We start from the raw sequence: 24,233 nt of genomic DNA on the forward strand, positions 1-24,233 counted from the left end.
CCGGTCGCGCCGACCGTGGCACGGGCCCCGGCCGCACCCGGCCGCGCCGCCGCCGGGGCGGCCTGCTGGCCGCCGCCGTCGCCTGCCTCGCGGTGCTCGGCACCGGGACCGGCGTCCTGCTGAGCAACCTGGGCAGCGGCAGCGCCAACCCGACCGCGGCCGCCCAGCAGAACCTCCCCAACTCCGGCCAGAACGCCGGCGCCGCCGCCAACCCGACCCCGGCGCCGGGCGGCGCCCCGAACGGCTCCCCGAGCGGCCCGGCCTTCACCGCCGCCGGCCTGCCCGACCAGATCCGCGCCCTGCTCGGCGGCCCCGCCTCCGGGCACGAGATGCAGCCGCACGTCGGCGCCGACGGAACCGCCCCGGGCGGGCTGCCGGCCTGTGTCGAGTCGGCGGTCACCGGCCACCAGGGCGAGCAGCCGCTGCTGGTCGGCCACGGGTCCTTCGAGTCGGCGCCGGTGGACGTCTACGTCTTCAGGATCGCCGGCGACCCGGCCCACGACGAGGTGTACCTGCTCGCTGCGGGCTGCGCCACCCACTCCCCCGACACCCCGGCCCGGGTCCTGCTCCAGCAGGAGGTGCCGGCCCCCTAGGTGTTCTGACCCCGGCGGCGGCCGGGCCGCGCGCCTGCTGAGCACCGGCCGCGGCCCGCGCCACACCATCCGATGGGTGGGCGCTGGTAGGCCGGGGCCTGGGAATGCGGGAGACTGGTGAGTCGTTGTCCCGGGCGGCGGAGCAGGAGCCGCCACCCACCTCCCCGCCTGGCGCGGGTCGCGATGCGAACCAGGAGATGCAGTGAGCGACGTCCGTAACGTGATCATCATCGGTTCCGGCCCGGCCGGATACACCGCTGCGCTCTACACCGCGCGGGCTTCGCTGAAGCCGCTGGTCTTCGAGGGCGCGGTCACGGCCGGCGGCGCCCTGATGAACACCACCGAGGTCGAGAACTTCCCCGGCTTCCAGGACGGGATCATGGGCCCCGACCTGATGAACAACATGCGCGCCCAGGCCGAGCGGTTCGGCGCCGAGCTGGTCCCCGACGACATCGTCGAGGTCGACCTGACCGGTGACATCAAGACCGTCACCGACTCGGAGGGCACCGTGCACCGGGCCCACGCCGTGATCGTCACCACCGGCTCCCAGCACCGCAAGCTCGGCCTGCCCCGGGAGGACGCGCTCTCCGGCCGCGGTGTCTCCTGGTGCGCCACCTGCGACGGGTTCTTCTTCCGCGACCAGGACATCGCGGTGGTCGGCGGCGGCGACACCGCCCTGGAGGAGGCCACCTTCCTCTCCCGGTTCGCCAAGTCGGTCACCGTGGTGCACCGCCGCAGCGAGCTGCGCGCCTCCAAGGCGATGCAGGAGCGCGCCTTCGCCGACCCGAAGATCAGCTTCGCCTGGGACAGCGCGGTCGAGGCCATCCACGGCGACCCCAAGCTGACCGGTGTCACCCTGCGCGACACCACCACCGGCGAGCTGCGCGAGCTGCCCGTCACCGGCCTGTTCATCGCGATCGGCCACGACCCGCGCACCGAGCTGTTCAAGGGCCAGCTGGAGCTGGACGCCGAGGGCTACCTCAAGGTGGACTCGCCCAGCACCCGGACCAACCTCACCGGCGTCTTCGGCGCCGGCGACGTGGTCGACCACAGCTACCGCCAGGCGATCACCGCGGCCGGCACCGGCTGCTCCGCCGCGCTGGACGCCGAGCGGTACCTGGCCCAGCTGGCCCACGCCGCCGAGCAGGAGGCCAAGGCCACCGCGAGCGTCGCGGTCTGATTCGACCCGCGCTCTGTTTCGCTGCCCCGCCGTTGTTGTCACGCACGTAGCAGTTCCCCCCACCGCGACACCCCTAGGAGTTCCCGTGGCCGGCGCCACCAAGACCGTCACCGACGCGACCTTCGACGCAGAGGTCCTCAAGAGCGACAAGCCCGTCCTGGTCGACTTCTGGGCCGAGTGGTGCGGCCCGTGCAAGCAGGTCGCCCCGACCCTGGAGGCGATCGCCGAGGAGTACGCGGACCAGCTGACCGTCGCCAAGATCGACGTCGACGCCAACCAGGCCGTCGCCGCCCAGTACGGCGTGGTCTCCATCCCGACCCTGAACGTCTACGTCAACGGCGAGGTCGTCAAGAGCATCATCGGTGCCAAGCCGAAGGCCGCCCTGCTGCGCGACCTCGAGGGCATCATCACGGTCAACAAGGCCTGAGCCTTCCGACCACACGCGTTCGCGCCCACGCCGGCTCAGAAGGGGCGCAGCGCCGGTTCCTTGCGCCCGGCGCCGAGCAACCGCTCCAGCGCGCCCTCGGCACCGCCCTTCCAGGAGAGCGTGGCGCGGGCCTCCAGGCGCAGCCGCGGGAAGCGGTGGTGGGAGCGGACCGTCTTGAACCCCACGGCCCGCAGGTGTTCCGCCGGCAGCAGGCAGCTCGGCCGCTCCGGCCCCTCCGCACCGAACGCCTCGATCGCCCGGAAGCCGCGCCCCAGCAGGTCCTTGGCCACCTGCTGCACCAGCACCCGGCCCAGCCCCTGCCCCTGGAACGGCGGCAGCACCCGACTGATCATCAGCTGGACGGCGTCCGGCGAGACCGGACTGGTCGGGAAGGACTGCGAGCGCGGCACGTAGGCCGGTGGCGCGTAGAGCACGAAGCCGGCCGGCTCCTGGTCGACGTAGACCAACCGCCCGCAGGAGCCCCACTCCAGCAGCACCGCGGAGATCCAGCCCTCCTTCTCGGCCTCCGCCTTCCCCCCGTCGACCGCCTCCCGCCCGCTCACCGGATCGAGCTCCCAGAAGACGCAGGAGCGGCACGGCGCTGGCAGGTCCGCCAGGTTGTCCAGCGTCAGCGGGACGATCCTGCGACCCATCCGGCCCACCTCCTCATTCGGTTCCTCCCCGTGCGACCGCGGAGCGGGGCAAGCCCGCCGGGCCGCTCCCCACGAGCCCCGCAGAGACGCCGGTGGGTGCATGTTTCACGTGAAACATGCACCCACCGTTCCGTCATCCCGTCCCCCGGACACCGGGCGGGGGCTCAGCCCTGCGAGAGGCGCAGCCCGTCCTCCCCCGGCGCCAGGCTGTCCAGGATCCGGTTGAGGTCCTCGACCGAGGCGAACTCCAGCACCACCTTGCCCTTGCCCAGCTTCCCGCCGCGCTGCGAGACCTCGACCTTCACCCGGGTCTCGAAGCGGTCGGAGAGCCGGCCGGCCAGGTCGTTGAAGGCCGGCGAGAGGATCCTGCCCGCCTTCGGGCCGACCGGCCGCTTGGGCTTCTCCTCGTGGTCCAGCAGCGCCACGATCTCCTCGATGCTGCGCACCGAGAGCCCCTCGGCGACGATCCGCCGGGCCAGCTCGTCCTGCCGCTCGCCGTCCGGCACCGCGAGCAGCGCCCGGGCGTGACCGGCGGTCAGCACCCCGGCCGCCACCCGCTTCTGCACCGCGGAGGAGAGCTTGAGCAGCCGGATGGTGTTGGAGACGTGCGAGCGGGAGCGGCCGATCCGGTCGGCCAGCTCGTCGTGGGTGCAGCCGAAGTCGCGCAGCAGCTGGTCGTAGGCGGCCGCCTCCTCCAGCGGGTTCAGCTCGGCCCGGTGCAGGTTCTCCAGCAGCGCGTCCAGCAGCAGCTTGTCGTCGCCGGTGGCCCGGACGATGGCCGGGATCTGCTTCAGCCCGGCCGCCCGGGAGGCCCGCCAGCGCCGCTCGCCCATGATCAGCTCATAGCGCTCCGGCCCGACCTGACGCACCACCACCGGCTGCAGCAGGCCCACCTCCTTGATCGAGGTGACCAGCTCCTCCAGCTTGGCCTCGTCGAAGACCTCGCGCGGCTGCCGCGGGTTCGGCGTGATGGCGTCCAGCGGCAGCTCGGCGAACCGGGCGCCGTCCACCGGCAGTTGCTCCACCCGGACGCTCTCGGCGGCCCGGGCCGCCACCGTGCCGCGGCCCGAGGGCAGCACCGGCACCGCGCTGGGCGAGACCGCCCCGGTGCCCAGTACGGCCTGCGGGGCGGCGACCGCCACCCGGTCCGGCACGGCCGTACCCGCGGCGGGCGCCGGTGCACCGGCTGCCGGGATCAGCGCCCCCAGCCCCTTGCCCAGACCCCTGCGCCCACTCACCGATTGCCCTCCATCGTGCTCTGCTGTGCCAACGGCGTCGCCTGCGCGCCGATCGTGTGCCGGTTGTGCCCCACCGCGCCGAGCGCCTCGGCGGCCGCCTGCTCCACCGCGGTGGGCGGTGCGTCCAGGCCCACCGCGCGCAGCGCGAGCTCGCGGGCCGCCTCCAGGTAGGAGAGCGCCCCGGTGGAGCCCGGGTCGTAGGTGAGCACGGTCTGGCCGTAGCTGGGCGCCTCGGAGATCCGCACCGAGCGCGGGATCGCCGTCCGCAGCACCTCGGTGGTGAAGTGGTTGCGAACCTCCTCGGCCACCTGGGCGGCCAGCCGGGTCCGTGCGTCGTACATGGTCAGCAGGATGGTCGAGACGTGCAGCGCCGGGTTGAGGTGGGCCCGGACCAGCTCGACGTTGCGCAGCAGCTGACCCAGCCCCTCCAGCGCGTAGTACTCGCACTGGATCGGGATCAGCACCTCCTGCCCGGCCACCAGGGCGTTGACGGTCAGCAGCCCGAGCGAGGGCGGGCAGTCGATCAGGATGTAGTCCAGCGGCTGCTCGTAGGCCGCGATCGCCCGCTGCAGCCGGCTCTCCCGGGCCACCAGGGAGACCAGCTCGATCTCGGCGCCCGCCAGGTCGATGGTGGCCGGGACACAGAACAGCCCCTCCACCTCGACCACCGGCTGCACCACGTCGGCCAGCGGCTTGCCCTCCACCAGGACGTCGTAGATCGAGGGCACCTCGGCGTGGTGGTCGATGCCCAACGCGGTGGAGGCGTTGCCCTGCGGGTCGAGGTCGATCACCAGCACGCGCAGGCCGTGCATGGCCAGCGAGGCGGCCATGTTGACGGTGCTGGTGGTCTTCCCGACCCCGCCCTTCTGGTTGGCGACCACGATCACCCGGGTCGCCGGCGGCCTGGGGAGCCCCTCGCCCGCCCGCCCCATGGCCTGCACGGCGGCCTGCGCCGCCCGGGCGATGGGGGTGTCATCGATCTGCTCGATGGTCTCCGAGTCCTGCATGGGGCCCAGTGTTTCACGTGAAACCGGAGCGGCAATAGCCGCTCCCCGATCTCGGCCCAGCCCGCGACGAAGCCGCAGGTCGAAACTGACGGGTAGCAGTGAGCGACGTTTCACGTGAAACACCATGCCCGCAATGTCGGAAATCTGACGGTGCGACACTCCGGAGCCGCGCCAGACGCAAAGCAACAGGCTCCGGGCGCTGGAACGCACCCGGAGCCTGTTCGGCACGGTAGTGGAACGGCGGTCAGCGCCGGCGACGGCCCCCGCCGCGGGCCTCGGCCCGCCCGGCCCGGGCCGCCTTGGCCCGCCGGGTGGCCGCCTTCACCCCGCCGGGGCTCTCCCCGGCCTTCACCTGCACCACCCGGGTCGTCGCGCCCAGCGCGCTCTCCCCCACCGGGATCACCGCCCACTCCACGGCGCCCAGCCTGGTCAGCGCGGCCCGCGAATCGGCCAGCTCCTGCTCGGCGGTGTCGCCCTTGAGCGCCAGCATCTGGCCGTACGGCCGCAGCAGCGGCATCCCCCAGCCGGCCAGCCGGTCCAGCGGAGCCACCGCCCGCGCGGTCACGATGTCCACCGAGACCTTGCCGACCATCTCCTCGGCCCGCCCGCGCAGCACCGTGACGTTGGCCAGCCCCAGCTCCCGGACCACCTCCTCCAGGAAGGTGGTGCGGCGCAGCAGCGGCTCCAGCAGGGTCACCGAGACGTCCGGCCGGGCCAGCGCCACCGGGATCCCCGGCAGCCCGGCACCCGAGCCGACGTCGCAGAGCGTCGCCCCGGCGGGCAGCAGCTCGGCCAGCACCGCGCAGTTCAGCACGTGCCGGTCCCAGAGCCGCGGCACCTCCCGCGGACCGATCAGCCCGCGCTGCACCCCGGCCGTGGCCAGCAGCTCCGCGTAGCGCTGCGCCGCGGCGAACTGCTCGCCGAAGATCTCCCGTGCCACCTCCGGGGCCTCCGCCAGCCCCTCCGGCGCACCGTCGGCCGCCGCACTCTCCGTCGCCATCTCAGCCTCTCCGCTCAACGATCCCACCGCCCGAACCGCATCCACCGTCTAGCACGGTTTCACGTGAAACACGCCGCGCCAACTCGACCTCGCCCCCCAGGAACGTCGACCCCGCCCGCACCCGAAGTGCGGACGGGGTCGACATCCAGTCGATCGGGAAGGTCCCTGCCGTCTTGTTCAGCCCGCCAGGACGACGACGCAGCGCTCCGGCTCCTCGCCCTCCGACTCGCTGCGCAGGCCGGCCGCGGCCACCGCGTCGTGCACCACCTTGCGCTCGAACGGGGTCATCGGCCGCAGCTTCACCGGCTCGCCGGTGCGCTTGGCCTCCTCCGCGGCCTGGGCGCCCAGCTCGGCCAGCTCGGCCCGCTTGCGCGCCCGGAAGCCCGCGATGTCCAGCATCAGCCGGCTGCGCTCACCGGTCTCCCGGTGCACCGCCAGCCGGGTCAGCTCCTGCAGTGCCTCCAGCACCTCGCCGTCCTGGCCGACCAGCCGCTGCAGCGTCCGGTCGTTGCCGTCACCGACGATCGACACCAGGGCCCGGTCGCCCTCGACGTCCATGTCGATGTCGCCGTCCAGGTCGGCGATGTCCAGCAGGCCTTCCAGGTAGTCGGCCGCGATCTCGCCCTCCTGCTCCAGACGAGCGACCAGGGTGTCCGCCGGCTCCTGCGCCGCAGCGCCCGACTCGGCTTCGACGGCGGAGGTGGTGCCTTCCGTCACGGCAGGGACTCCTTCACAGACAGGGCCCACGGGTACGGGCCGAATTCAAGGGTCAGGGGGTGCGGCTCGGGCCTAGGACTTCTTCTTGGGCCGCTGCTGGCCGCCCTGCGGTCCGCGCTTGGCCCCGCCGCCCTGCTGCTGCTTGGCAGCCGGCCGCTTGGTCCCGCCGGAGGCCTGCGGCTTGCCCGCGCCCTGGGCGCTCGGCACCGCGTCCTGCTCGGCCGGGGCGCTCGGCTCCACCTGGTCCGCCGCGTCCTCCGCGGTCTCGGCCTTGCCCGCGCTCACATGGGTCTGGCGCTGCGCCTTGGTCTGCCGGCGCGGCTGCTGGCGGCGCGCCTGCACCGTCTCGGTGAGCGCCTCAGCGGCCTGCTCCGGGGCGGCCGCCTTGCCGCCGAAGAGGGCACCGAGCGGGCCACTGCCCTTGATGACCGTGCCGTCCGGGTTCAGCCGGCCGGCCGCCTTCAGGCGCGCCTGCCGCTCGCTGAACGCCTTGCTGCCCGGCGTCGGGTTGTTGCGGATCACGATCAGCTGCTGGCCCATCGACCAGACGTTGGTGGTGAGCCAGTAGATCAGCACACCGACCGGGAAGTTGATGCCCATCGCGGCGAACATCACCGGGAAGACGTACATCAGCATCTTCTGCTGCTGCATGAACGGCGTCTTGACCGAGAGGTCGATGTTCTTGGTCATCAGCTGGCGCTGGGTGACGAACTGCGACAGCGACATCATGACGATCATCACTGCGCAGACGACCTTGACGCTGGTCAGGTGGCTGCCCAGGAAGGTGGCCGACAGCGGAGCCCCGAAGATGTGCGCCTTGCTCGCGCTGTCCAGCAGCGAGCCGTTGATGACGCCGATCTCCTTGTGGTGCGCGACCGAGCTCAGCACCCCGTAGAGGGCGGTGAAGAACGGCATCTGCACCAGGATCGGGAGACAGCTCGAGAAGGGGTTGGTGCCCGCCTCCTTGTAGAGCTTCATCATCTCTTCGGACTGGCGCTGCCGGTCGTTCTTGTAGCGCTCCTGGATGGCCTTCATCTTCGGCTGGATCGCCTGCATGGCCCGGGTCGCCTTGATCTGCTTCACGAAGAGCGGGATCAGGCAGATCCGGATCACGATGACCATCGAGGCGATGGACAGGCCCCAGGCCCAGCCGCCGTCCGGGTTGAAGACGTTGCTGTACAGCGAGTGGAACTGGACGATGATCCAGGACACCGCGGTGTACAGGGGGTTCAGGAAGGACCAGGTCACCGGTCAGACTCCTTGAGCATTGGCTTGGTCGTCAGGCTTGCGGACATCGGGCCTACCGACGTCTGACCAGCAGCCGTCGAGCCTGTGGTGACCGGGGAGTCGGCCGCGGCCACGGAGTCGACCGACTCCGGGCTCGGGGTGTCACCGGCCTTGGACTGCACCAGGGCGCGCAGCCGCTGGTGCCATACGGGGCGCTTGCGCGGCGGCACGTGGTCCACCCCACCGGGTGACCAGGGGTTGCACCGCAGGATCCGCCAGGCGGTCAGCACGCTGCCTTTCAGCGCACCGTGGGTCCGCACCGCCTCGTAGCCGTAGTGCGAGCACGAGGGGTAGTAGCGGCAGACCGGTCCGAGCAGCGGACTGATCGTCCACTGGTAGAGCCTGATCAGTCCCATCAGCAGGTACTTCATCGCCCTGATCCCGTCACTGTCCTGGATCCCGCCGGCTGTGGGGCCGGATCCGGACGGAGCAGTCGCTTGAGCGCCGCGTCCAGGTCATGAGCAAGATCCAGGTACGAGGCCGTCCCGGCCGGGGGCAGCGCCCGTACCACTATCAGGCTACCTGCGGGCAACCGGCCCAGACGCTCCCGGACCAGGTGACGCAGGCGACGCTTGACCAGGTTGCGAACCACGGCCGGACCAACCGCCTTGCTCACGACGAAACCCGCACGCGCCGAGGGAGTCCCCTCGGCGACGTGCGGGTGGGAGTCGCTGTACCCGTCGACCTGCCCTGCTGCCCCGTCCTCTCGTCTGAGATGGACGACCAGCAAGGGCCGACCGGCCCGGCGGCCGCGTTTCACCGCGATCGCGAAGTCCTGGCGCCGCCGCAGCCGATTCTCGGGGGGCAGCACTGCAGACCCTTTGCGCGGATCAGGCGGAGATGCTGCTGCGGCCCTTGCCACGGCGGGCAGCCAGGATGGCGCGGCCGGCACGGGTACGCATCCGGAGCCGGAAGCCGTGGGTCTTGGCGCGACGACGGTTGTTCGGCTGGAAGGTGCGCTTGCTCACTCGGGGGCTCCTGGGGTGAATCGTAGGGTGACGATTTGCAGCTTGGCCGTCACCGTGCGGCCGCGTGATCTCCCCTTCGAAGCTGGGAAATCCGGCCCGAATCCCCAGGTCTGCTGGGGTCCGGGCAATCCACGGCGCCCGTGCTGCGCGCCTTCTGGAAGCGGGGCGGACCCGCGGACATGCGGCAGCGGCCATCGACAACTCGACCTGGTTACGGTACGCGGGACGGCACCCGAGGGTCAAACCGGCACCCCAGGGGCCCGGTGTGCACAGCCTGTGGACAACAACTTGAATCAGCTCTGCGCGCTGACTACCGTTGCAGGACTTGTCTGGTTTTGTTCATCCACCTCAACCAGCCACCGGCCCGGAGCTCCCGCCCACCCAGCCCGACCCCCGTCTCCGCGGCCCACCGATCCTGACCTGACCACCCCCGCCGCCGGGGGAACGAGAAAGCGTGCACCAGTGGCTGATGTCAACAGCGACCTCGTCCCCGCCTGGGCGAAGGTCGTCGAGCGGCTGGTCAACGACACCTCGGTCGGCGACAAGGACAAGCTGTGGGTCCAGCGGACCCAGCCGATGTGGATGATGCACGACACCGCCCTGCTGGCGGCCCCCAACGAGTGGGCCAAGCAGGTGCTGGAGGGGCGGCTGCTGCCGCAGCTGACCGACGGGCTGAGCCGGCAGTTCGGCCGCCCGGTGCGGATCGCGGTGATGGTGGACGCCAACGCGGTGCCGCCGGCGCCCGCCCCCGCGGCGGAGCCCGAGCCCGAGCCCACCGCCGGCGAGCCGCAGCCCGGCAGCTGGCCCACCGCGCCCCGGCCCGCGCACGACTACCCGGGCCAGCCGTACCGCGAGCCGACCTACGAGGGCCGCGAGCAGTCCTACGACGCCGGCGGCTACGAGGGCGGCTTCGGCTACCCCGAGTCCGGCTACGACGGCTACCAGGACCAGCCGCCCTACCCGGCCCAGCCCGGCTACGGCGGCTACCCGGGCGCCGGGTACCCCGCCGCCCCGGCGCAGCCCTACCAGGAGCGCGGCTACCGCGACTGGGAGGGCCGCGAGGGCGAACGCCCGGGCCCGACCGGCCCGCACCCCGGCGGCGAGCCCTCGCAGGGCGACCTGTTCGGCGGCGCCTACGACTCCGCGGAGCAGGACCCGCGCCCGCGCGGCGGTCGACCGCCGCAGGCCCGGCGCGACCTGCCGCCGCCCACCATCCGCCCCGCCGACCTGCCCGCACCGGGCCAGTCGCCCGGCGAGCTGGACCTGCCGCCCGCCCCGCCGATGCCCGAGCGGGTGGCCGACCGCACCCCGGTGCCCGGCGTGCCCGCGCCGCCCGGCGCGCCCTCGGCGGACAGCTCGCGCAAGGACGAGCCGGCCGCCCGGCTGAACCCCAAGTACCTGTTCGACACCTTCGTGATCGGCGCGAGCAACCGGTTCGCGCACGCCGCGGCGGTGGCGGTGGCCGAGGCGCCCGCCAAGGCCTACAACCCGCTCTTCATCTACGGCGAGTCCGGCCTCGGCAAGACCCACCTGCTGCACGCGATCGGGCACTACTCGCGCAGCCTCTTCCCGGGCACCCGGGTGCGGTACGTGAGCTCGGAGGAGTTCACCAACGAGTTCATCAACTCGATCCGGGACGGCAAGGCGGACGCGTTCCGCAAGCGCTACCGGGACATGGACATCCTGCTGGTCGACGACATCCAGTTCCTGGCGCAGAAGGAGTCGACCCAGGAGGAGTTCTTCCACACCTTCAACACGCTGCACAACGCCAACAAGCAGATCGTGCTCTCCTCCGACCGGCCGCCCAAGCAGCTGATCACCCTGGAGGACCGGCTGCGCAACCGCTTCGAGTGGGGACTGATCACCGACGTCACCCCGCCCGAGCTGGAGACCCGGATCGCGATCCTGCGCAAGAAGGCGATCCAGGAGCGGCTCAACGCGCCGGCCGACGTGCTGGAGTTCATCGCCTCCCGGATCACCCGGAACATCCGGGAGCTGGAGGGCGCGCTGATCCGGGTGACCGCCTTCGCCAACCTCAACCGCTCGCCGGTCGACCTGGAGCTGGCCGGCATCGTGCTGAAGGACCTGATCCCGGGCGGCGACGAGGACGCCGGGCCGGAGATCACCGCGCAGGTCATCATGCAGCAGACCGCGGCCTACTTCGGGCTGACCGTCGAGGACCTGTGCGGTTCCTCGCGCAGCCGGGTGCTGGCGACGGCCCGTCAGATCGCCATGTACCTCTGCCGGGAGCTGACCGACCTGTCGCTGCCGAAGATCGGTGCCCAGTTCGGCGGTCGCGACCACACCACCGTGATGCACGCCGACCGGAAGATCCGCTCACTGATGGCGGAGCGGCGCTCGCTCTACAACCAGGTCACCGAGCTGACCAACCGCATCAAGAGCTAGACCCGTTCAAGGGCTGGCAGCAGAACGGCCGTTGAGGGGCCGGCAGGGACCTGAGGAGTCCCTGCCGGCCCCTTTCGTCGTCCCCAGGGCGTGTGAACTCCAAAGGGCCGGGGAAGGCTTCCGAGCGACTGACGCTCCACCAGGCTCGCGGCCCGATCGCACATCTGAGCAGGTATTCGAACAGTGCGCGCCCGAGCGGCCGTTGTCCACAGTGCACGGTGTTTTCCCCCGTCCACAGTGTGGGGACCGTCGAGTTATCCCGAATTCCTCCACAGCCGAGCGCTGGCTACGCTCGTCGGCGCAGGTCAACTGGCTGTGGACTTGTGCACAACCGTTATCCACAGGGTGTGGACAGTTGGCGGCCCGTCAGCCGCCCAGAAAGTTGTCCACCGGCTGTCCCCAGGCGGAGGCCGATTATCCCCAGCTTCTCCACAGCGGTATCCACTGTTCGACAACGGAGGGGCCCTGTTCATCGCCAGGTGTGAAAGCCGTCACGAGAAGTTGACCGGGCTCTCGTGGATAACCCGGTGCGAATCTGGGGAAGCTGCTGGGGAAAACCTGTGGACACGCACGGTGGGCTGTGAGTAACGCTCCGCTGTCCACAGCGGCCGTTGGTTATCCACGGCGTCGGTCCACAGTCAGTGTGGACAAAAAAGTGGGGCTGACCTGCGAAAACACGGTTATCCACGGTTTCCACAGGACCTACTACTACCACTACACCTAGAGACCCCTGACCTTGCTCAACAGCGGGGTGGGCCGAAATCTGTGGACAAGCGGCTTCGCGGTCGTTGCCGTCCCGACACCTGCTTCCTGCCGCCCGTCTGCCCCGGCTGTCCGTGGAGTACGTCAGACTGTCCCTGGCACCTGGAGCCGGAGCGGGCTCGTCCCGCGGCCCGGGTGCCCGGCGGACGCCGGAGACGATCGACAGACGACCAACAGCTGCAAGCGACTGCAGGACCCCAGGAGGCGGTGACCGGTGAAGTTCCGGGTGGAGCGTGACGTCCTCGCGGAGGCGGTGGCCTGGGCTGCCCGCAGCCTCCCGGCGCGGCCGCCGGTGCCGGTGCTGGCCGGCCTGCTGCTGACCGCCCAGGACGGCGCCCTCGCGCTGTCCGGCTTCGACTACGAGGTCTCGGCCCGGGTCGAGCTGGAGGCGGACGTGGAGGAGGCCGGGACCGTGCTGGTCTCCGGCCGGCTGCTCAACGACATCGCCCGCAACCTTCCCAACAGGCCTGTGGAGATCTCCACCGACGGCCAGCGGGTCAGCGTGGTCTGCGGCAGCTCCCGGTTCACCCTGCCGACCCTCCCGGTGGAGGAGTACCCGGCGCTGCCCCAGATGCCCACCGCCACCGGCACCGTCGCCGGCGAGGTCTTCGCTGCCGCGGTCAGCCAGGCCGCGGTCGCCGCCGGCCGGGACGACACCCTGCCGGTGCTCACCGGTGTCCGGGTGGAGATCGAGGGCGACAAGATCACCCTGGCCGCCACCGACCGCTACCGGTTCGCCGTCCGCGAGCTGCTGTGGAAGCCCGAGCAGTCGGACATCTCCGCGGTCGCCCTGGTGCCGGCCCGCACCCTGCAGGACATCGCCAAGTCCCTGGGCAGCGGCGACAACGTCTCGATCGCGCTCTCCTCGGGCGGCGCCGGCGAGGGCCTGATCGGCTTCGAGGGCGCCGGGCGGCGCACCACCACCCGGCTGCTGGAGGGCGAGTTCCCGAAGTTCCGCAGCCTCTTCCCGACCGAGTTCAGCGCCGAGGCCTCGGTGCAGACCCAGCCGTTCCTGGAGGCGCTCAAGCGCGTCTCGCTGGTCGCCGAGCGGAACACCCCGGTCCGGCTCAACTTCGAGCAGGGCGTGCTGACCCTGGAGGCCGGCTCGGGCGACGACGCGCAGGCCACCGAGCGGATCGAGGCGGACCTGGAGGGCGACGACATCTCGATCGCCTTCAACCCGGGCTACCTGGAGGAGGGTCTGAAGGCGATCGACTCCGCCTACGCCAACCTCTGCTTCACCACCGCCACCAAGCCCGCGCTGCTCAAGGGCAAGGCCGCGGTGGACGCCGAGGTCGACGAGACCTACCAGTACCTGATCATGCCGGTCCGCCTCTCCGGCTGACCCCGGGCGCTCCGGCCGACGCCGGTCGTCCGGTCGCCGCGCGGGTGTCCACAGTCCACGGACCGGGGACACCCGCGCGGCGTAGGCTCTTGTGTCGCGGCAACGGCGCCGCCGTCAGGCACGACACCCCAGGTAAGGACTTGTCATGGAGCTCGGCCTCATCGGTCTCGGCAAGATGGGCGGCAACATGCGCGAGCGCATCCGCCGCGCCGGCCACACCGTCATCGGGTACGACCGCAACCCCGACCTCGCCGACGCCGCGAGCCTCGCGGAGCTGGTGACCAAGCTCCAGGGCCCGCGGGTGGTCTGGGTGATGGTCCCGGCGGGCGCGCCGACCCAGGCGACCGTCGAGGAGCTGGCCGAGCTGCTCTCCCCCGGCGACGTGGTGGTGGACGGCGGCAACTCCCGCTGGACCGACGACGTGGCGCACGCCGAGCTGCTGGCCGCCAAGGGCATCGGCTTCGTGGACTGCGGCGTCTCCGGCGGCGTCTGGGGCCTGCAGAACGGCTACGCGCTGATGTACGGCGGCGAGGCCGAGCACATCGCCAAGGTGCAGCCGATCTTCGACGCGCTCAAGCCGGAGGGCGAGTACGGCTCGGTGCACGCCGGCAAGGTGGGCGCCGGCCACTTCGCCAAGATGGTCCACAACGGCATCGAGTACGCCATCATGCAGGCCTACGCCGAGGGCTGGGAGCTGCTGGAGGCCGTGGACAGCGTGACCGACGTCCGGGAGGTCTTCCGCTCCTGGAAGGAGGGCACGGTGATCCGCTCCTGGCTGCTCGACCTCGCGGTGGACGCCCTCGACAAGGACGAGCACCTGGACAAGCTCAAGGGCTACGCCGCCGACTCCGGCGAGGGCCGCTGGACCGTGGAGGCCGCGATCGACCACGCCGTCCCGCTGCCGGCGATCACCGCCTCGCTGTTCGCCCGCTTCGCCTCGCGCCAGGACGACTCCCCGCAGATGAAGATGATCGCCGCGCTGCGCAACGAGTTCGGCGGCCACGCGGTCGAGTCCAAGTAGCGAAGAAGGCGAGCGCAGTACCCACCCATGCATGTCGCGCACCTCTCGCTCGCCGATTTCCGGTCCTACGCCCGGGCCGAGGTTCCCCTCGACCCGGGCGTCACCGCCTTCGTCGGGCCCAACGGGCAGGGCAAGACCAACCTGGTCGAGGCGATCGGCTACCTGGCCACGCTGGGCAGCCACCGGGTGGCCACCGACGCGCCGCTGGTCCGCCAGGGCGCCCAGCGGGCGGTGGTCCGCGGCTCGATCGTGGACCGCTCCCGGACCACCCTGGTCGAACTGGAGATCACCCCGGGCAAGGCCAACCGGGCCCGGATCAACCGTTCGGACAACGTCCGCCCGCGCGACGTGCTGGGCCTGCTGCGCACCGTGCTGTTCGCCCCCGAGGACCTGGCCCTGGTGAAGGGCGACCCGGGCGAGCGGCGGCGCTTCCTGGACGAGCTGCTGACCGCCCGGGCACCGCGGCTGGCCGGGGTGCGGGCCGACTACGAGCGGGTGCTCAAGCAGCGCAACGCGCTGCTGAAGACCGCGGCGATGGCCCGCCGGGCCGGTGGCGGCAAGGGCGCCGACCTGTCCACGCTGGACGTCTGGGACGGTCACCTGGCCCAGGCCGGCGCGGAGTTGACGGCCTTCCGGCTGCAGCTGGTGGCCGCGCTGGCGCCGCTGGTGGAGCAGGCCTACGAGCGGCTGGCCCCGGGCGGCGGGCCGACCCGGCTGGAGTACCGCTCCTCCTTCGAGGGCGGGCTGCCGGGCAGCCGGGAGGAGGCCCACCAGCAGTTGCTCGAGGCGCTGCAGGCGGCGCGCAAGCAGGAGACCGAGCGCGGCCTGACCCTGGTCGGGCCGCACCGCGACGAGTTGACCCTGCTGCTCGGGTCGCTGCCGGCCAAGGGCTACGCGAGCCACGGCGAGTCCTGGTCCTTCGCGCTGGCGCTGCGGCTGGCCAGCTACGAGCTGCTGCGCGCGGACGGCGGCGAGCCGGTGCTGATCCTGGACGACGTCTTCGCCGAGCTGGACGCCCGGCGCCGTGACCAGTTGGCCGAGCTGGTGGCCGGCGGCGAGCAGGTGCTGGTCACCGCGGCGGTGCCGGAGGACGTGCCGAAGGCGCTGGCCGGGGCGCGCTACGCGGTGGCGGACGGCGAGGTCTCCCGGATCAGCCACTGACGGATCGGCCATCCGCGAACCGGCCGCCGACGGATCGGGCGCTTCCCGGCGCCGGCACGTACCCTGGTCTGTCCACACCCTGGGGACGGCCGCCGGCCCGCTGATCCGTCCACAGGCTGGGGAGAACTTCCTCCCCGGAGTAGTCACCCGCAGCAGTCCCCCGCCAGCACCCGAGGAGCGCGCCGCCGATGAGTGAGGACCCCAAGCTCTCCGGCGTCGACCTCGCCCGGGTCGCGCTGCGGGCCGCCAAGGAGCAGGCCCGGCAGCGCGGCGAGGCGGTGCGCGAGAAGCGCGAGGCGCGGCGGCACGGGCTGCGCAGCGGCGCCCGGGCGGACGGCCGGGACCCGGTCCCGCTGGGGGCGGCACTGAACCGGCTGATCACCGAGCGCGGCTGGGAGGCGCCGGCCGCGGTCGGCGGGGTGATGGGCCGCTGGGCCCAGATCGTCGGCCCGGACATCGCCGCGCACTGCGTCCCGGAGCAGTTCGCGGAGGCCGAGGCGGTCCTCACGGTGCGCTGCGACTCCACCGCCTGGGCGACCCAGTTGCGCTTGCTGGCACGGCAGTTGGTGGCCCGGCTGAACCACGAGCTGGGCCACGGCACGGTCAAGGTGATCCGGGTGCTCGGGCCGGCGGCGCCGGAGCGGCGGTACGGCCGGCTGCGGGCGCCGGGCAGCCGCGGGCCGCGGGACACCTGGGGCTGACGGCTCCTCGACCGGCGGCCCGGCCGGCCGGGCCAGCGGGGTTGACGGAGCGCATACCTCCGGAACCGCTGGCGGCCGTTGTGAGGCCGCTGAGCCCCCCGGGCGAGTATCGGGACATGTGCGGAGGGGATTCGGGGCGGCAAATCCGCCCTCAGGGCCTGCCAAACGCCCATCTATGTCGGTGGTACCGGTAGACTGAGAGTCAAACACTGCCGCTTGCGGTAACTGAGTCGAAACGCTGTGGTCGCACGTTCGCCCGAATCCGGGCCGGGCTGCGACCCGTGCTGTGCCAGAGAGGGCGCTTCGTGGCCGATTCCGGCGAGTCCAGCCAGTCCCCCGTCCCCACCGACCCGGCAACCGGAAAGGCCTACGACGCCAGCGCCATCCAGGTGCTGGAGGGCCTCGACGCCGTCCGCAAGCGCCCCGGCATGTACATCGGCTCCACGGGCGAGCGCGGCCTGCACCACCTGGTCTACGAGGTGGTGGACAACGCCGTCGACGAGGCCCTGGCCGGCCACGCCGACACCATCGACGTCACCATCCTGGCCGACGGCGGCGTCCGGGTGATCGACAACGGCCGTGGCATCCCGGTCGGCATCGTCCCCGGCCAGGACAGGCCGGCCGTCGAGGTGGTGCTCACCGTGCTGCACGCCGGCGGCAAGTTCGGCGGCGGCGGCTACGCGGTCTCCGGCGGTCTGCACGGCGTCGGCGTCTCGGTGGTGAACGCGCTCTCCACCAAGCTCGCGGTGGAGATCCACACCGACGGCCACCGGTGGACCCAGGAGTACAAGATGGGTGCCCCGACCGCGCCGCTGGCCCAGCACGAGGCCACCGACCGGACCGGCACCAGCGTCTCCTTCTGGGCCGACGGCGAGATCTTCGAGACCACCGTCTACTCCTTCGAGACGCTCTCCCGCCGCTTCCAGGAGATGGCCTTCCTCAACAAGGGCCTGACCATCTCGCTGACCGACGAGCGGCCCGAGCACACCGACGACGAGGGCAAGCCGCTCGCCGTCACCTACCACTACGAGGGCGGCATCGCCGACTTCGTGAAGCACCTCAACTCCCGCAAGGGCGAGCCGGTGCACCCCTCGGTGATCGACTTCGAGGCCGAGGACAAGGACAAGACGATCTCGGTCGAGGTCGCCATGCAGTGGAACGCCTCCTACACCGAGGGCGTCTACTCGTTCGCCAACACCATCCACACCCACGGTGGCGGCACCCACGAGGAGGGCTTCCGCGCGGCGCTGACCGGCCTGGTCAACCGCTACGCGCGGGACAAGAAGCTGCTCCGCGAGAAGGACGAGAACCTCTCCGGCGAGGACATCCGCGAGGGCCTGACCGCGATCATCTCGGTCAAGCTGGGCGAGCCGCAGTTCGAGGGCCAGACCAAGGACAAGCTGGGCAACACCGAGGCGAAGACCTTCGTCCAGCGGGTGGTGCACGAGCAGCTGAACGACTGGCTGGACCGCAACCCGAACGAGGCGGCGGACATCATCCGCAAGTCCATCACCGCGGCCACCGCGCGGATGGCGGCCCGCAAGGCGCGCGACCTGACCCGCCGCAAGGGCCTGCTGGAGAGCGCCTCGCTGCCGGGCAAGCTGAGCGACTGCCAGTCCAAGGACCCGGCCGAGTGCGAGATCTTCATCGTCGAGGGTGACTCGGCCGGTGGCTCGGCCAAGCAGGGCCGCGACCCGCGCACCCAGGCCATCCTGCCGATCCGCGGCAAGATCCTGAACGTCGAGAAGGCCCGGATCGACAAGGTGCTGCAGAACACCGAGGTCCAGGCGCTGATCTCGGCCTTCGGCTGCGGCATCCAGGAGGACTACGACGAGTCCAAGCTGCGCTACCACAAGATCGTCCTGATGGCGGACGCCGACGTCGACGGGCAGCACATCCGCACCCTGCTGCTCACCCTGCTGTTCCGCTTCATGCGCCCGCTGGTCGAGGCCGGCTACGTCTACCTGGCGATGCCGCCGCTGTACAAGATCAAGTGGGGCAAGGACGACTTCGAGTACGTCTACTCGGACCGCGAGCGGGACGCCGTGATCGAGGCCGGGGTGTCCGCCGGGCGCCGGCTGCCGAAGGACGACGCGATCCAGCGCTTCAAGGGTCTGGGCGAGATGAACGCCGAGGAGCTGCGGGTCACCACCATGGACGCGGCCCACCGGCTGCTGCTCCAGGTGACCCTGGAGGACGCGGCCCGGGCCGACGACCTCTTCTCGGTCCTGATGGGCGAGGACGTCGAGGCCCGCCGCTCCTTCATCCAGCGCAACGCCAAGGACGTCCGCTTCCTGGACGTGTGACCGCCGGTCACCTGCCCACCAAGTCACGCGTGAAAGGAATCTGACCAGCAGTGGCCGACGACAACCGTCCCGCCAGCGACGAGCAGTCGCAGGAACCCGAGGCGCAGGGCACGCTGCGGATCGAGCCGATCGAGCTCGAGACCGAGATGCAGCGCTCCTACCTCGACTACGCGATGAGCGTGATCGTCTCCCGGGCCCTGCCCGAGGTCCGCGACGGCCTCAAGCCGGTGCACCGCCGCGTGCTGTACGCCATGTACGACGGCGGCTACCGGCCGGAGAAGGGCTACTACAAGTGCGCCCGCGTCGTCGGCGACGTGATGGGCAACTACCACCCGCACGGTGACACCTCGATCTACGACACCGTGGTGCGCCTGGCCCAGCCGTGGTCGCTGCGGATGCCGCTGGTGGACGGCAACGGCAACTTCGGATCGCCGGGCAACGACCCGGCGGCGGCGATGCGCTACACCGAGTGCAAGATGATGCCGCTCGCCATGGAGATGATGCGCGACATCGACGAGGACACCGTCGACTTCGCGCCCAACTACGACGGCCGCTCGCAGGAGCCGACCGTCCTGCCGTCCCGCATCCCCAACCTGTTGGTCAACGGCGCCACCGGCATCGCGGTCGGCATGGCCACCAACATCCCGCCGCACAACCTGCGCGAGGTGGCCTCCGGCGCGCTCTGGGCGCTGGAGCACCCGGACGCCTCCAACGAGGAGCTGCTGGAGGCGCTGATCGAGCGGATCAAGGCCCCTGACTTCCCGACCGGGGCGCTGATCGTGGGCCGCCGCGGCATCGAGGAGGCCTACCGCACCGGCCGCGGCTCGATCACCATGCGCGCGGTGGTCGAGGTCGAGGAGATCCAGGGCCGGCAGTGCCTGGTGATCACCGAGCTGCCCTACCAGGTGAACCCGGACAACCTGGCGCTGAAGATCGCCGACCTGGTCAAGGACGGCCGGATCGCCGGCATCGCCGACGTGCGCGACGAGTCCTCCTCGCGCACCGGCCAGCGCCTGGTGATCGTGCTGAAGCGCGACGCGGTCGCCAAGGTGGTGCTGAACAACCTCTACAAGCACACCGACCTGCAGACCAACTTCGGCGCCAACATGCTGGCCCTGGTCGACGGGGTGCCGCGCACCCTGTCGCTGGACGCCTTCATCCGGCACTGGGTCAACCACCAGGTCGACGTGATCGTCCGCCGCACCCGGTTCCGGCTGCGCAAGGCCGAGGAGCGGGCGCACATCCTGCGCGCGCTGCTCAAGGCGCTGGACATGATCGACGAGGTCATCGCGCTGATCCGGGCCTCGGACTCGGCCGACGCCGCCCGCAGCGGCCTGATGAACCTGCTCACCATCGACGAGCTGCAGGCCAACGCGATCCTGGAGATGCAGCTGCGCCGGCTGGCCGCCCTGGAGCGGCAGCGGATCATGGACGAGCACGACGAGCTGCAGCGCAAGATCGACGAGTACAACGCGATCCTGGCCTCCCCGGCCCGGCAGCGGGAGATCATCTCCGAGGAGCTGACCGCGATCGTCGAGAAGTACGGCGACGAGCGGCGCTCCACCCTGATCCCGTCCGACGGCGACCTCTCGATCGAGGACCTGATCGCCGAAGAGGACATCGTCGTCACCATCACCCGCGGCGGCTACGTCAAGCGCACCCGCAGCGACCTGTACCGCTCGCAGAAGCGCGGCGGCAAGGGCGTGCGCGGCGCGCAGCTGAAGCAGGACGACATCGTCGACCACTTCTTCGTGACCACCACGCACAACTGGATCCTGTTCTTCACCAACAAGGGCCGGGTCTACCGGGCCAAGGGCTACGAGCTGCCGGACGCCGGGCGCGACGCCCGCGGCCAGCACGTGGCCAACCTGCTGGCCTTCCAGCCCGAGGAGCACATCACCCAGGTGATGGCGATCCGCACCTACGAGGACAAGCCGTACCTGGTGCTGGCCACCCGTGAGGGTCTGGTCAAGAAGTCCGCGCTGAAGGACTACGACTCGCCGCGCTCCGGCGGTCTGATCGCGATCAACCTGCGCACCGACGAGGAGGGCCGGGACGACGAGCTGATCGGCGCCGAGCTGGTCTCCGCCGAGGACGACCTGTTGCTGGTCTCCAAGAAGGCCCAGTCGATCCGCTTCACCGCCACCGACGAGGCGCTGCGCCCGATGAGCCGGGCCACCTCCGGGGTGAAGGGCATGGCCTTCCGCGAGGACGACGAGCTGCTCTCGATGAACGTGGTCCGTCCGGGCACCTTCGTCTTCACCGCGACCGATGGCGGCTACGCCAAGCGGACCTCGGTGGACGAGTACCGGATCCAGGGCCGCGGCGGCTACGGCACCAAGGCGGCGAAGATCGTCGAGGGCCGCGGCTCGCTGGTCGGGGCGCTGGTGGTCGAGGAGACCGACGAGATCATGGCGATCACGCTGTCCGGCGGGGTGATCCGGACCAGGGTTTCCGGTGTCCGTGAAACCGGACGTGACACGATGGGCGTCCAACTGATCAACCTGGGCAAGCGCGACGCCGTGGTGGGCATGGCCCGCAACGCGGAGGCCGAGGACGCGGACGGCGACGACGTGGAGGAGACCGGCGGTGCCGAGCGTGTGTCGGACGCCGCACCCGCGCCGTCCGACGTCGCTGACCAGGACTGATGTATAACGGGCAGCCGGTACCCGGGGTGGATTCCACGGGTACCGGCCTCCCCGGTTTCGGGCTTCTCAGCTTGATGCCGCACAGTGGAAGCCAGCCACCGGGGCGTAAGGCGCGCGTCGGCGAGGAACTGCAGGAGGATCCAGAGTGAGTGGGACCACGGGTGCTGCGGGAGGTGCCGCGTCGGGCGGTGCGCCGTACGGGGGTGTGCCGCAGCCGCCGGCCGAGCACCCGGCTGCCTCCACCTCGCTGATGTCCGCGGTGGGCTCCGGGGGCTACAACCCGGCGCCGGGCGGCGCTCCGGTGCCGCCGCCGCCGAACAGCCCCGCCCCCGGGGCGGGCGGTTACTCGCAGCCGACCACGTACACCAAGGGCCAGCCGACCCCGCCGCGCGGGACCCGGACCGGCCCTGCGCCGACCGGCGCACCGGCCGGCCAGAGCGCCCCCAAGCGGCCCGCGGCCGCGCCGACCGGCGCCCCCGCCGGCATGGCCGGGCGGATGCGCAAGGCCCGTCTGCGGGTGGTCAAGGCCGACCCGTGGTCGGTCATGAAGGTCAGCTTCCTGCTGTCGCTGGCGCTCGGCATCGTGCTGATCGTGGCGGTGGCGGTGCTGTGGAGCACGCTCGACTCGCTCGGCGTCTTCTCCTCGGTCGGCAACATGCTGAAGGACGCCACCGGCTCCGGCACCGGCGGCAACAGCAGCGGCATCAACCTGATGGACTACATCGGGTTCGGCAAGGTGATCACCTACACGGCGCTGATCGCGGTGGTCGACGTGGTGCTGATGACCGCGCTCTGCACCCTCGCCTCGTTCGTCTACAACGCCGCGGCCGGCTTCACCGGCGGCATCGAGCTGACCCTCGCCGAAGAGGAGTGACCCGGGGCGCCGCCCGCTGAGCGATCGTCAGCTCGGCCGGGACGGCACCCGGTGCGCACCGGATCCGGCGCACCCGGCACCGACGGGCCCCCACGGTCTTCCGACCGCGGGGGCCCGTCGTCGTTGTCCTGGGCCTCGTCGTGGACGTCGTCATGGGCCTCGTCACGGGCGGCGCCGGTCCCGTGGGCGTTCGGGTGACAGCCGCCCGCCGCGGCGGCGTGCCGCACCGACCGGGCGGGTACGGGTGGTTTGGCTGGAGGGTCCGGCACGGCTACCGGTTCTGGTCCCAGGCGGTCACCGCAGGAGTCCGCCTCGCGGTTGCGCGGAGGTTCACCGATGGCACAGATCGCATCGCAGTTGGTCGGGGCGGCCCAGCAGCTGCTCGGCACCGGGTTGCCGTTCCGGCTCCGGGCCTGGGACGGCAGCGAGGCCGGGACGCCCGGGGCCCCGGTGCTGGTGCTGCGCAACCGCCGCGCGCTGCGCCGGCTGCTCTGGGCGCCCGGCGAGCTGGGCCTGGTCCGGGCCTTCGTCGCCGGCGACCTCGACATCGGCCCCGGGGAGGACCTGTACGCCGTGCTGACCGAGGCGGCGCACTTCGTGGAGCGCCCCGAGCTGCGCGAGGTCAGGCTGGGCCTGGGCGAGCTGACCGGGCCGGCCGGGCGGCGGGCGGTGGCGGTGCTGGCCCGGGCCGGAGCGCTCGGCCCGCAGCCCGCGCTGCCCCCCGAGGAGGCCCGCCCCGCGGGCCGGGTGCACAGCCGGGCCCGCGACCGCGCGGCGATCAGCCACCACTACGACGTCGGCAACGACTTCTACCGGCTGGTGCTGGGCGCCTCGATGGTCTACTCGTGCGCCTACTGGACCCCCGCGAGCCGGAGCCTGGAGGACGCCCAGGCGGCCAAGCTCGAACTGATCTGCCGCAAGCTCGCGCTGCGCCCCGGGATGCGGCTGCTGGACGTCGGCTGCGGCTGGGGCTCGCTGGCGCTGCACGCCGCCGAGCACCACGGGGTGACGGCGGTGGGGGTGAGCATTTCGGCCGAGCAGGTCGCGCTGGCCCGGGAGCGGGTCGCCGCGGCCGGTCTGGCCGACCGGGTGGAGATCCGGCTGCAGGACTACCGGGAGATCCCTGACGGGCCGTACGACGCCGTCTCCAGCGTCGGCATGGCCGAGCACGTCGGCAGCGAGCAGTACCGGCTCTACGCCCGCGGCCTGTACGAGCTGCTGGCCCCCGGCGGGCGGCTGCTCAACCACCAGATCGCCCGCCGCCCCACCGCGCCCGGCGAGGCCTACCGGACCAGCCCGTTCATGGACCGCTACGTCTTCCCGGACGGCGAGCTGGCCCCGGTCGGCAGCACGGTGGCGCTGCTGGAGGAGGCCGGCTTCGAGGTCCGCGACCTGGAATCGCTGCGCGAGCACTACGCACTGACCCTGCGCGCGTGGGTGGCCAACCTGGAGGCGGCCTGGCCGCAGGCGGTGCGGCTGGTGGGCCGCGGTCGGGCCCGGGTCTGGCGGCTGTACATGGCCGCCTGCGCGCTGGCCTTCGAGGAGAACCGGATCGGCGTCAACCAGGTGCTGGCCGTGCGCACCACTCCGCACGGTGACAGCCGGCTGCCCGCCACCCGCGAGCAGTGGCTGCTGCGGGGCGGGCCGCAGGCCGCGCCGGGGGCGGGGCCGGGCGCCAGCCGGAGTGCCGGGAGCGGGGCCGGGCCGGCTGCCGCGGACCGGTCGACCGCCGCTGAGCTGCACCTTGCGATCGGGCGTCCGGGAGGGGGCGGGGAGGCGGATTTGGGAGATCGGCCATCGGTCCGCTAATCTTTCAGTGCGGCAAGGGCCTATAGCTCAGACGGTTAGAGCGCTTCCCTGATAAGGAAGAGGCCACAGGTTCAAGTCCTGTTAGGCCCACCTGCGAGCAGTGCCCCGGATGGTTCACCATCCGGGGCAC

The 24,233-nt window shown here is 71.7% G+C and carries 20 protein-coding genes, 1 tRNA gene and 1 pseudogene; 13 read left to right on the forward strand and 9 right to left on the reverse strand.

What is annotated here, in order from left to right:
• From ACQRUO_RS21980 to trxA, 3 genes and pseudogenes are all read left to right on the forward strand, one after another.
• Positions 1 to 593 (forward strand): annotated as a pseudogene (locus tag ACQRUO_RS21980) (hypothetical protein); the annotation flags it as partial.
• Between the two features lie 202 nt (positions 594 to 795).
• Positions 796 to 1,773, forward strand: a complete 978-nt coding sequence (trxB, locus tag ACQRUO_RS21985) for a thioredoxin-disulfide reductase (protein ID WP_428317723.1) — start codon at positions 796 to 798, stop codon at positions 1,771 to 1,773.
• 85 nt (positions 1,774 to 1,858) lie between these two features.
• Positions 1,859 to 2,200 carry a thioredoxin gene (trxA, locus tag ACQRUO_RS21990; RefSeq protein ID WP_428317724.1) on the forward strand — a complete coding sequence of 114 codons (342 nt, stop codon included), beginning with the start codon at positions 1,859 to 1,861 and terminating at the stop codon, positions 2,198 to 2,200.
• A gap of 35 nt (positions 2,201 to 2,235) precedes the next feature.
• Here the strand turns inward: trxA and ACQRUO_RS21995 are convergent, their stop codons facing one another.
• The 9 genes from ACQRUO_RS21995 to rpmH all read right to left on the reverse strand — a co-directional run bounded on the left by ACQRUO_RS21995 (position 2,236) and on the right by rpmH (position 9,070).
• Positions 2,236 to 2,853 (reverse strand): GNAT family N-acetyltransferase, encoded by a 618-nt coding sequence (locus ACQRUO_RS21995; RefSeq protein WP_428317725.1) that lies wholly within the window; start codon positions 2,851 to 2,853, stop codon positions 2,236 to 2,238.
• Positions 2,854 to 3,017: 164 nt separating this feature from the next.
• Positions 3,018 to 4,091, reverse strand: coding sequence for a ParB/RepB/Spo0J family partition protein (locus ACQRUO_RS22000; RefSeq protein WP_428317726.1), 1,074 nt, complete (start codon positions 4,089 to 4,091; stop codon positions 3,018 to 3,020).
• Complete coding sequence (locus tag ACQRUO_RS22005; protein ID WP_428317753.1) at positions 4,088 to 5,071, reverse strand: ParA family protein; 984 nt, start codon at positions 5,069 to 5,071, stop codon at positions 4,088 to 4,090. Before ACQRUO_RS22005 ends, ACQRUO_RS22000 begins: the two co-directional genes overlap by 4 nt.
• A gap of 271 nt (positions 5,072 to 5,342) precedes the next feature.
• Positions 5,343 to 6,098: a 16S rRNA (guanine(527)-N(7))-methyltransferase RsmG gene (rsmG, locus tag ACQRUO_RS22010; protein WP_428317727.1), complete on the reverse strand. Its 756-nt coding sequence runs from the start codon at positions 6,096 to 6,098 to the stop codon at positions 5,343 to 5,345.
• 177 nt (positions 6,099 to 6,275) lie between these two features.
• Positions 6,276 to 6,815, reverse strand: coding sequence for a protein jag (locus ACQRUO_RS22015; protein WP_428317728.1), 540 nt, complete (start codon positions 6,813 to 6,815; stop codon positions 6,276 to 6,278).
• Between the two features lie 72 nt (positions 6,816 to 6,887).
• Positions 6,888 to 8,063, reverse strand: coding sequence for a membrane protein insertase YidC (gene yidC, locus ACQRUO_RS22020; protein ID WP_428317729.1), 1,176 nt, complete (start codon positions 8,061 to 8,063; stop codon positions 6,888 to 6,890).
• The gene (gene yidD, locus ACQRUO_RS22025; protein ID WP_428317730.1) at positions 8,060 to 8,473 is read right to left on the reverse strand and encodes a membrane protein insertion efficiency factor YidD; all 414 of its coding nucleotides are present in this window, start codon (positions 8,471 to 8,473) and stop codon (positions 8,060 to 8,062) included. Before yidD ends, yidC begins: the two co-directional genes overlap by 4 nt.
• Positions 8,470 to 8,913 (reverse strand): ribonuclease P protein component, encoded by a 444-nt coding sequence (rnpA, locus tag ACQRUO_RS22030; protein ID WP_428317731.1) that lies wholly within the window; start codon positions 8,911 to 8,913, stop codon positions 8,470 to 8,472. The genes yidD and rnpA overlap by 4 nt, the downstream gene beginning before the upstream one ends.
• Before the next feature lie 19 nt (positions 8,914 to 8,932).
• Positions 8,933 to 9,070: a 50S ribosomal protein L34 gene (rpmH, locus tag ACQRUO_RS22035; protein WP_145791958.1), complete on the reverse strand. Its 138-nt coding sequence runs from the start codon at positions 9,068 to 9,070 to the stop codon at positions 8,933 to 8,935.
• Positions 9,071 to 9,532: 462 nt separating this feature from the next.
• On the opposite strand from rpmH, the gene dnaA reads away from it, so the two are divergent.
• From dnaA to ACQRUO_RS22085, 10 genes are all read left to right on the forward strand, one after another.
• Entirely contained in the window at positions 9,533 to 11,476 is a 1,944-nt protein-coding gene (gene dnaA, locus ACQRUO_RS22040) for a chromosomal replication initiator protein DnaA (protein WP_428317732.1), read from the forward strand.
• Positions 11,477 to 12,452: 976 nt separating this feature from the next.
• Positions 12,453 to 13,583, forward strand: coding sequence for a DNA polymerase III subunit beta (gene dnaN, locus ACQRUO_RS22045; RefSeq protein WP_428317733.1), 1,131 nt, complete (start codon positions 12,453 to 12,455; stop codon positions 13,581 to 13,583).
• Positions 13,584 to 13,728: 145 nt separating this feature from the next.
• Positions 13,729 to 14,604: a phosphogluconate dehydrogenase (NAD(+)-dependent, decarboxylating) gene (gene gnd, locus ACQRUO_RS22050; protein ID WP_428317734.1), complete on the forward strand. Its 876-nt coding sequence runs from the start codon at positions 13,729 to 13,731 to the stop codon at positions 14,602 to 14,604.
• Between the two features lie 27 nt (positions 14,605 to 14,631).
• Positions 14,632 to 15,765, forward strand: coding sequence for a DNA replication/repair protein RecF (gene recF, locus ACQRUO_RS22055; RefSeq protein ID WP_428317735.1), 1,134 nt, complete (start codon positions 14,632 to 14,634; stop codon positions 15,763 to 15,765).
• Positions 15,766 to 15,953: 188 nt separating this feature from the next.
• Positions 15,954 to 16,466 carry a DUF721 domain-containing protein gene (locus tag ACQRUO_RS22060; protein ID WP_428317736.1) on the forward strand — a complete coding sequence of 171 codons (513 nt, stop codon included), beginning with the start codon at positions 15,954 to 15,956 and terminating at the stop codon, positions 16,464 to 16,466.
• Positions 16,467 to 16,771: 305 nt separating this feature from the next.
• A complete protein-coding gene (gene gyrB / locus ACQRUO_RS22065; protein WP_428317737.1) occupies positions 16,772 to 18,772 on the forward strand; it encodes a DNA topoisomerase (ATP-hydrolyzing) subunit B in 2,001 nt (666 codons plus the stop codon).
• A gap of 50 nt (positions 18,773 to 18,822) precedes the next feature.
• The gene (gene gyrA, locus ACQRUO_RS22070) at positions 18,823 to 21,420 is read left to right on the forward strand and encodes a DNA gyrase subunit A (protein WP_428317738.1); all 2,598 of its coding nucleotides are present in this window, start codon (positions 18,823 to 18,825) and stop codon (positions 21,418 to 21,420) included.
• A 145-nt stretch (positions 21,421 to 21,565) separates the two neighbouring features.
• Complete coding sequence (locus ACQRUO_RS22075; protein ID WP_428317739.1) at positions 21,566 to 22,294, forward strand: DUF3566 domain-containing protein; 729 nt, start codon at positions 21,566 to 21,568, stop codon at positions 22,292 to 22,294.
• A 336-nt stretch (positions 22,295 to 22,630) separates the two neighbouring features.
• Entirely contained in the window at positions 22,631 to 24,103 is a 1,473-nt protein-coding gene (locus tag ACQRUO_RS22080) for a class I SAM-dependent methyltransferase (RefSeq protein WP_428317740.1), read from the forward strand.
• Positions 24,104 to 24,119: 16 nt separating this feature from the next.
• A tRNA-Ile gene (locus ACQRUO_RS22085) sits at positions 24,120 to 24,193 on the forward strand.
• The last annotated feature ends 40 nt before the right edge of the window (positions 24,194 to 24,233 follow it).

Source organism: Kitasatospora sp. LaBMicrA B282 (genome assembly GCF_050325825.1).
In the GTDB taxonomy this organism is placed as follows: Bacteria; Actinomycetota; Actinomycetes; order Streptomycetales; family Streptomycetaceae; genus Kitasatospora.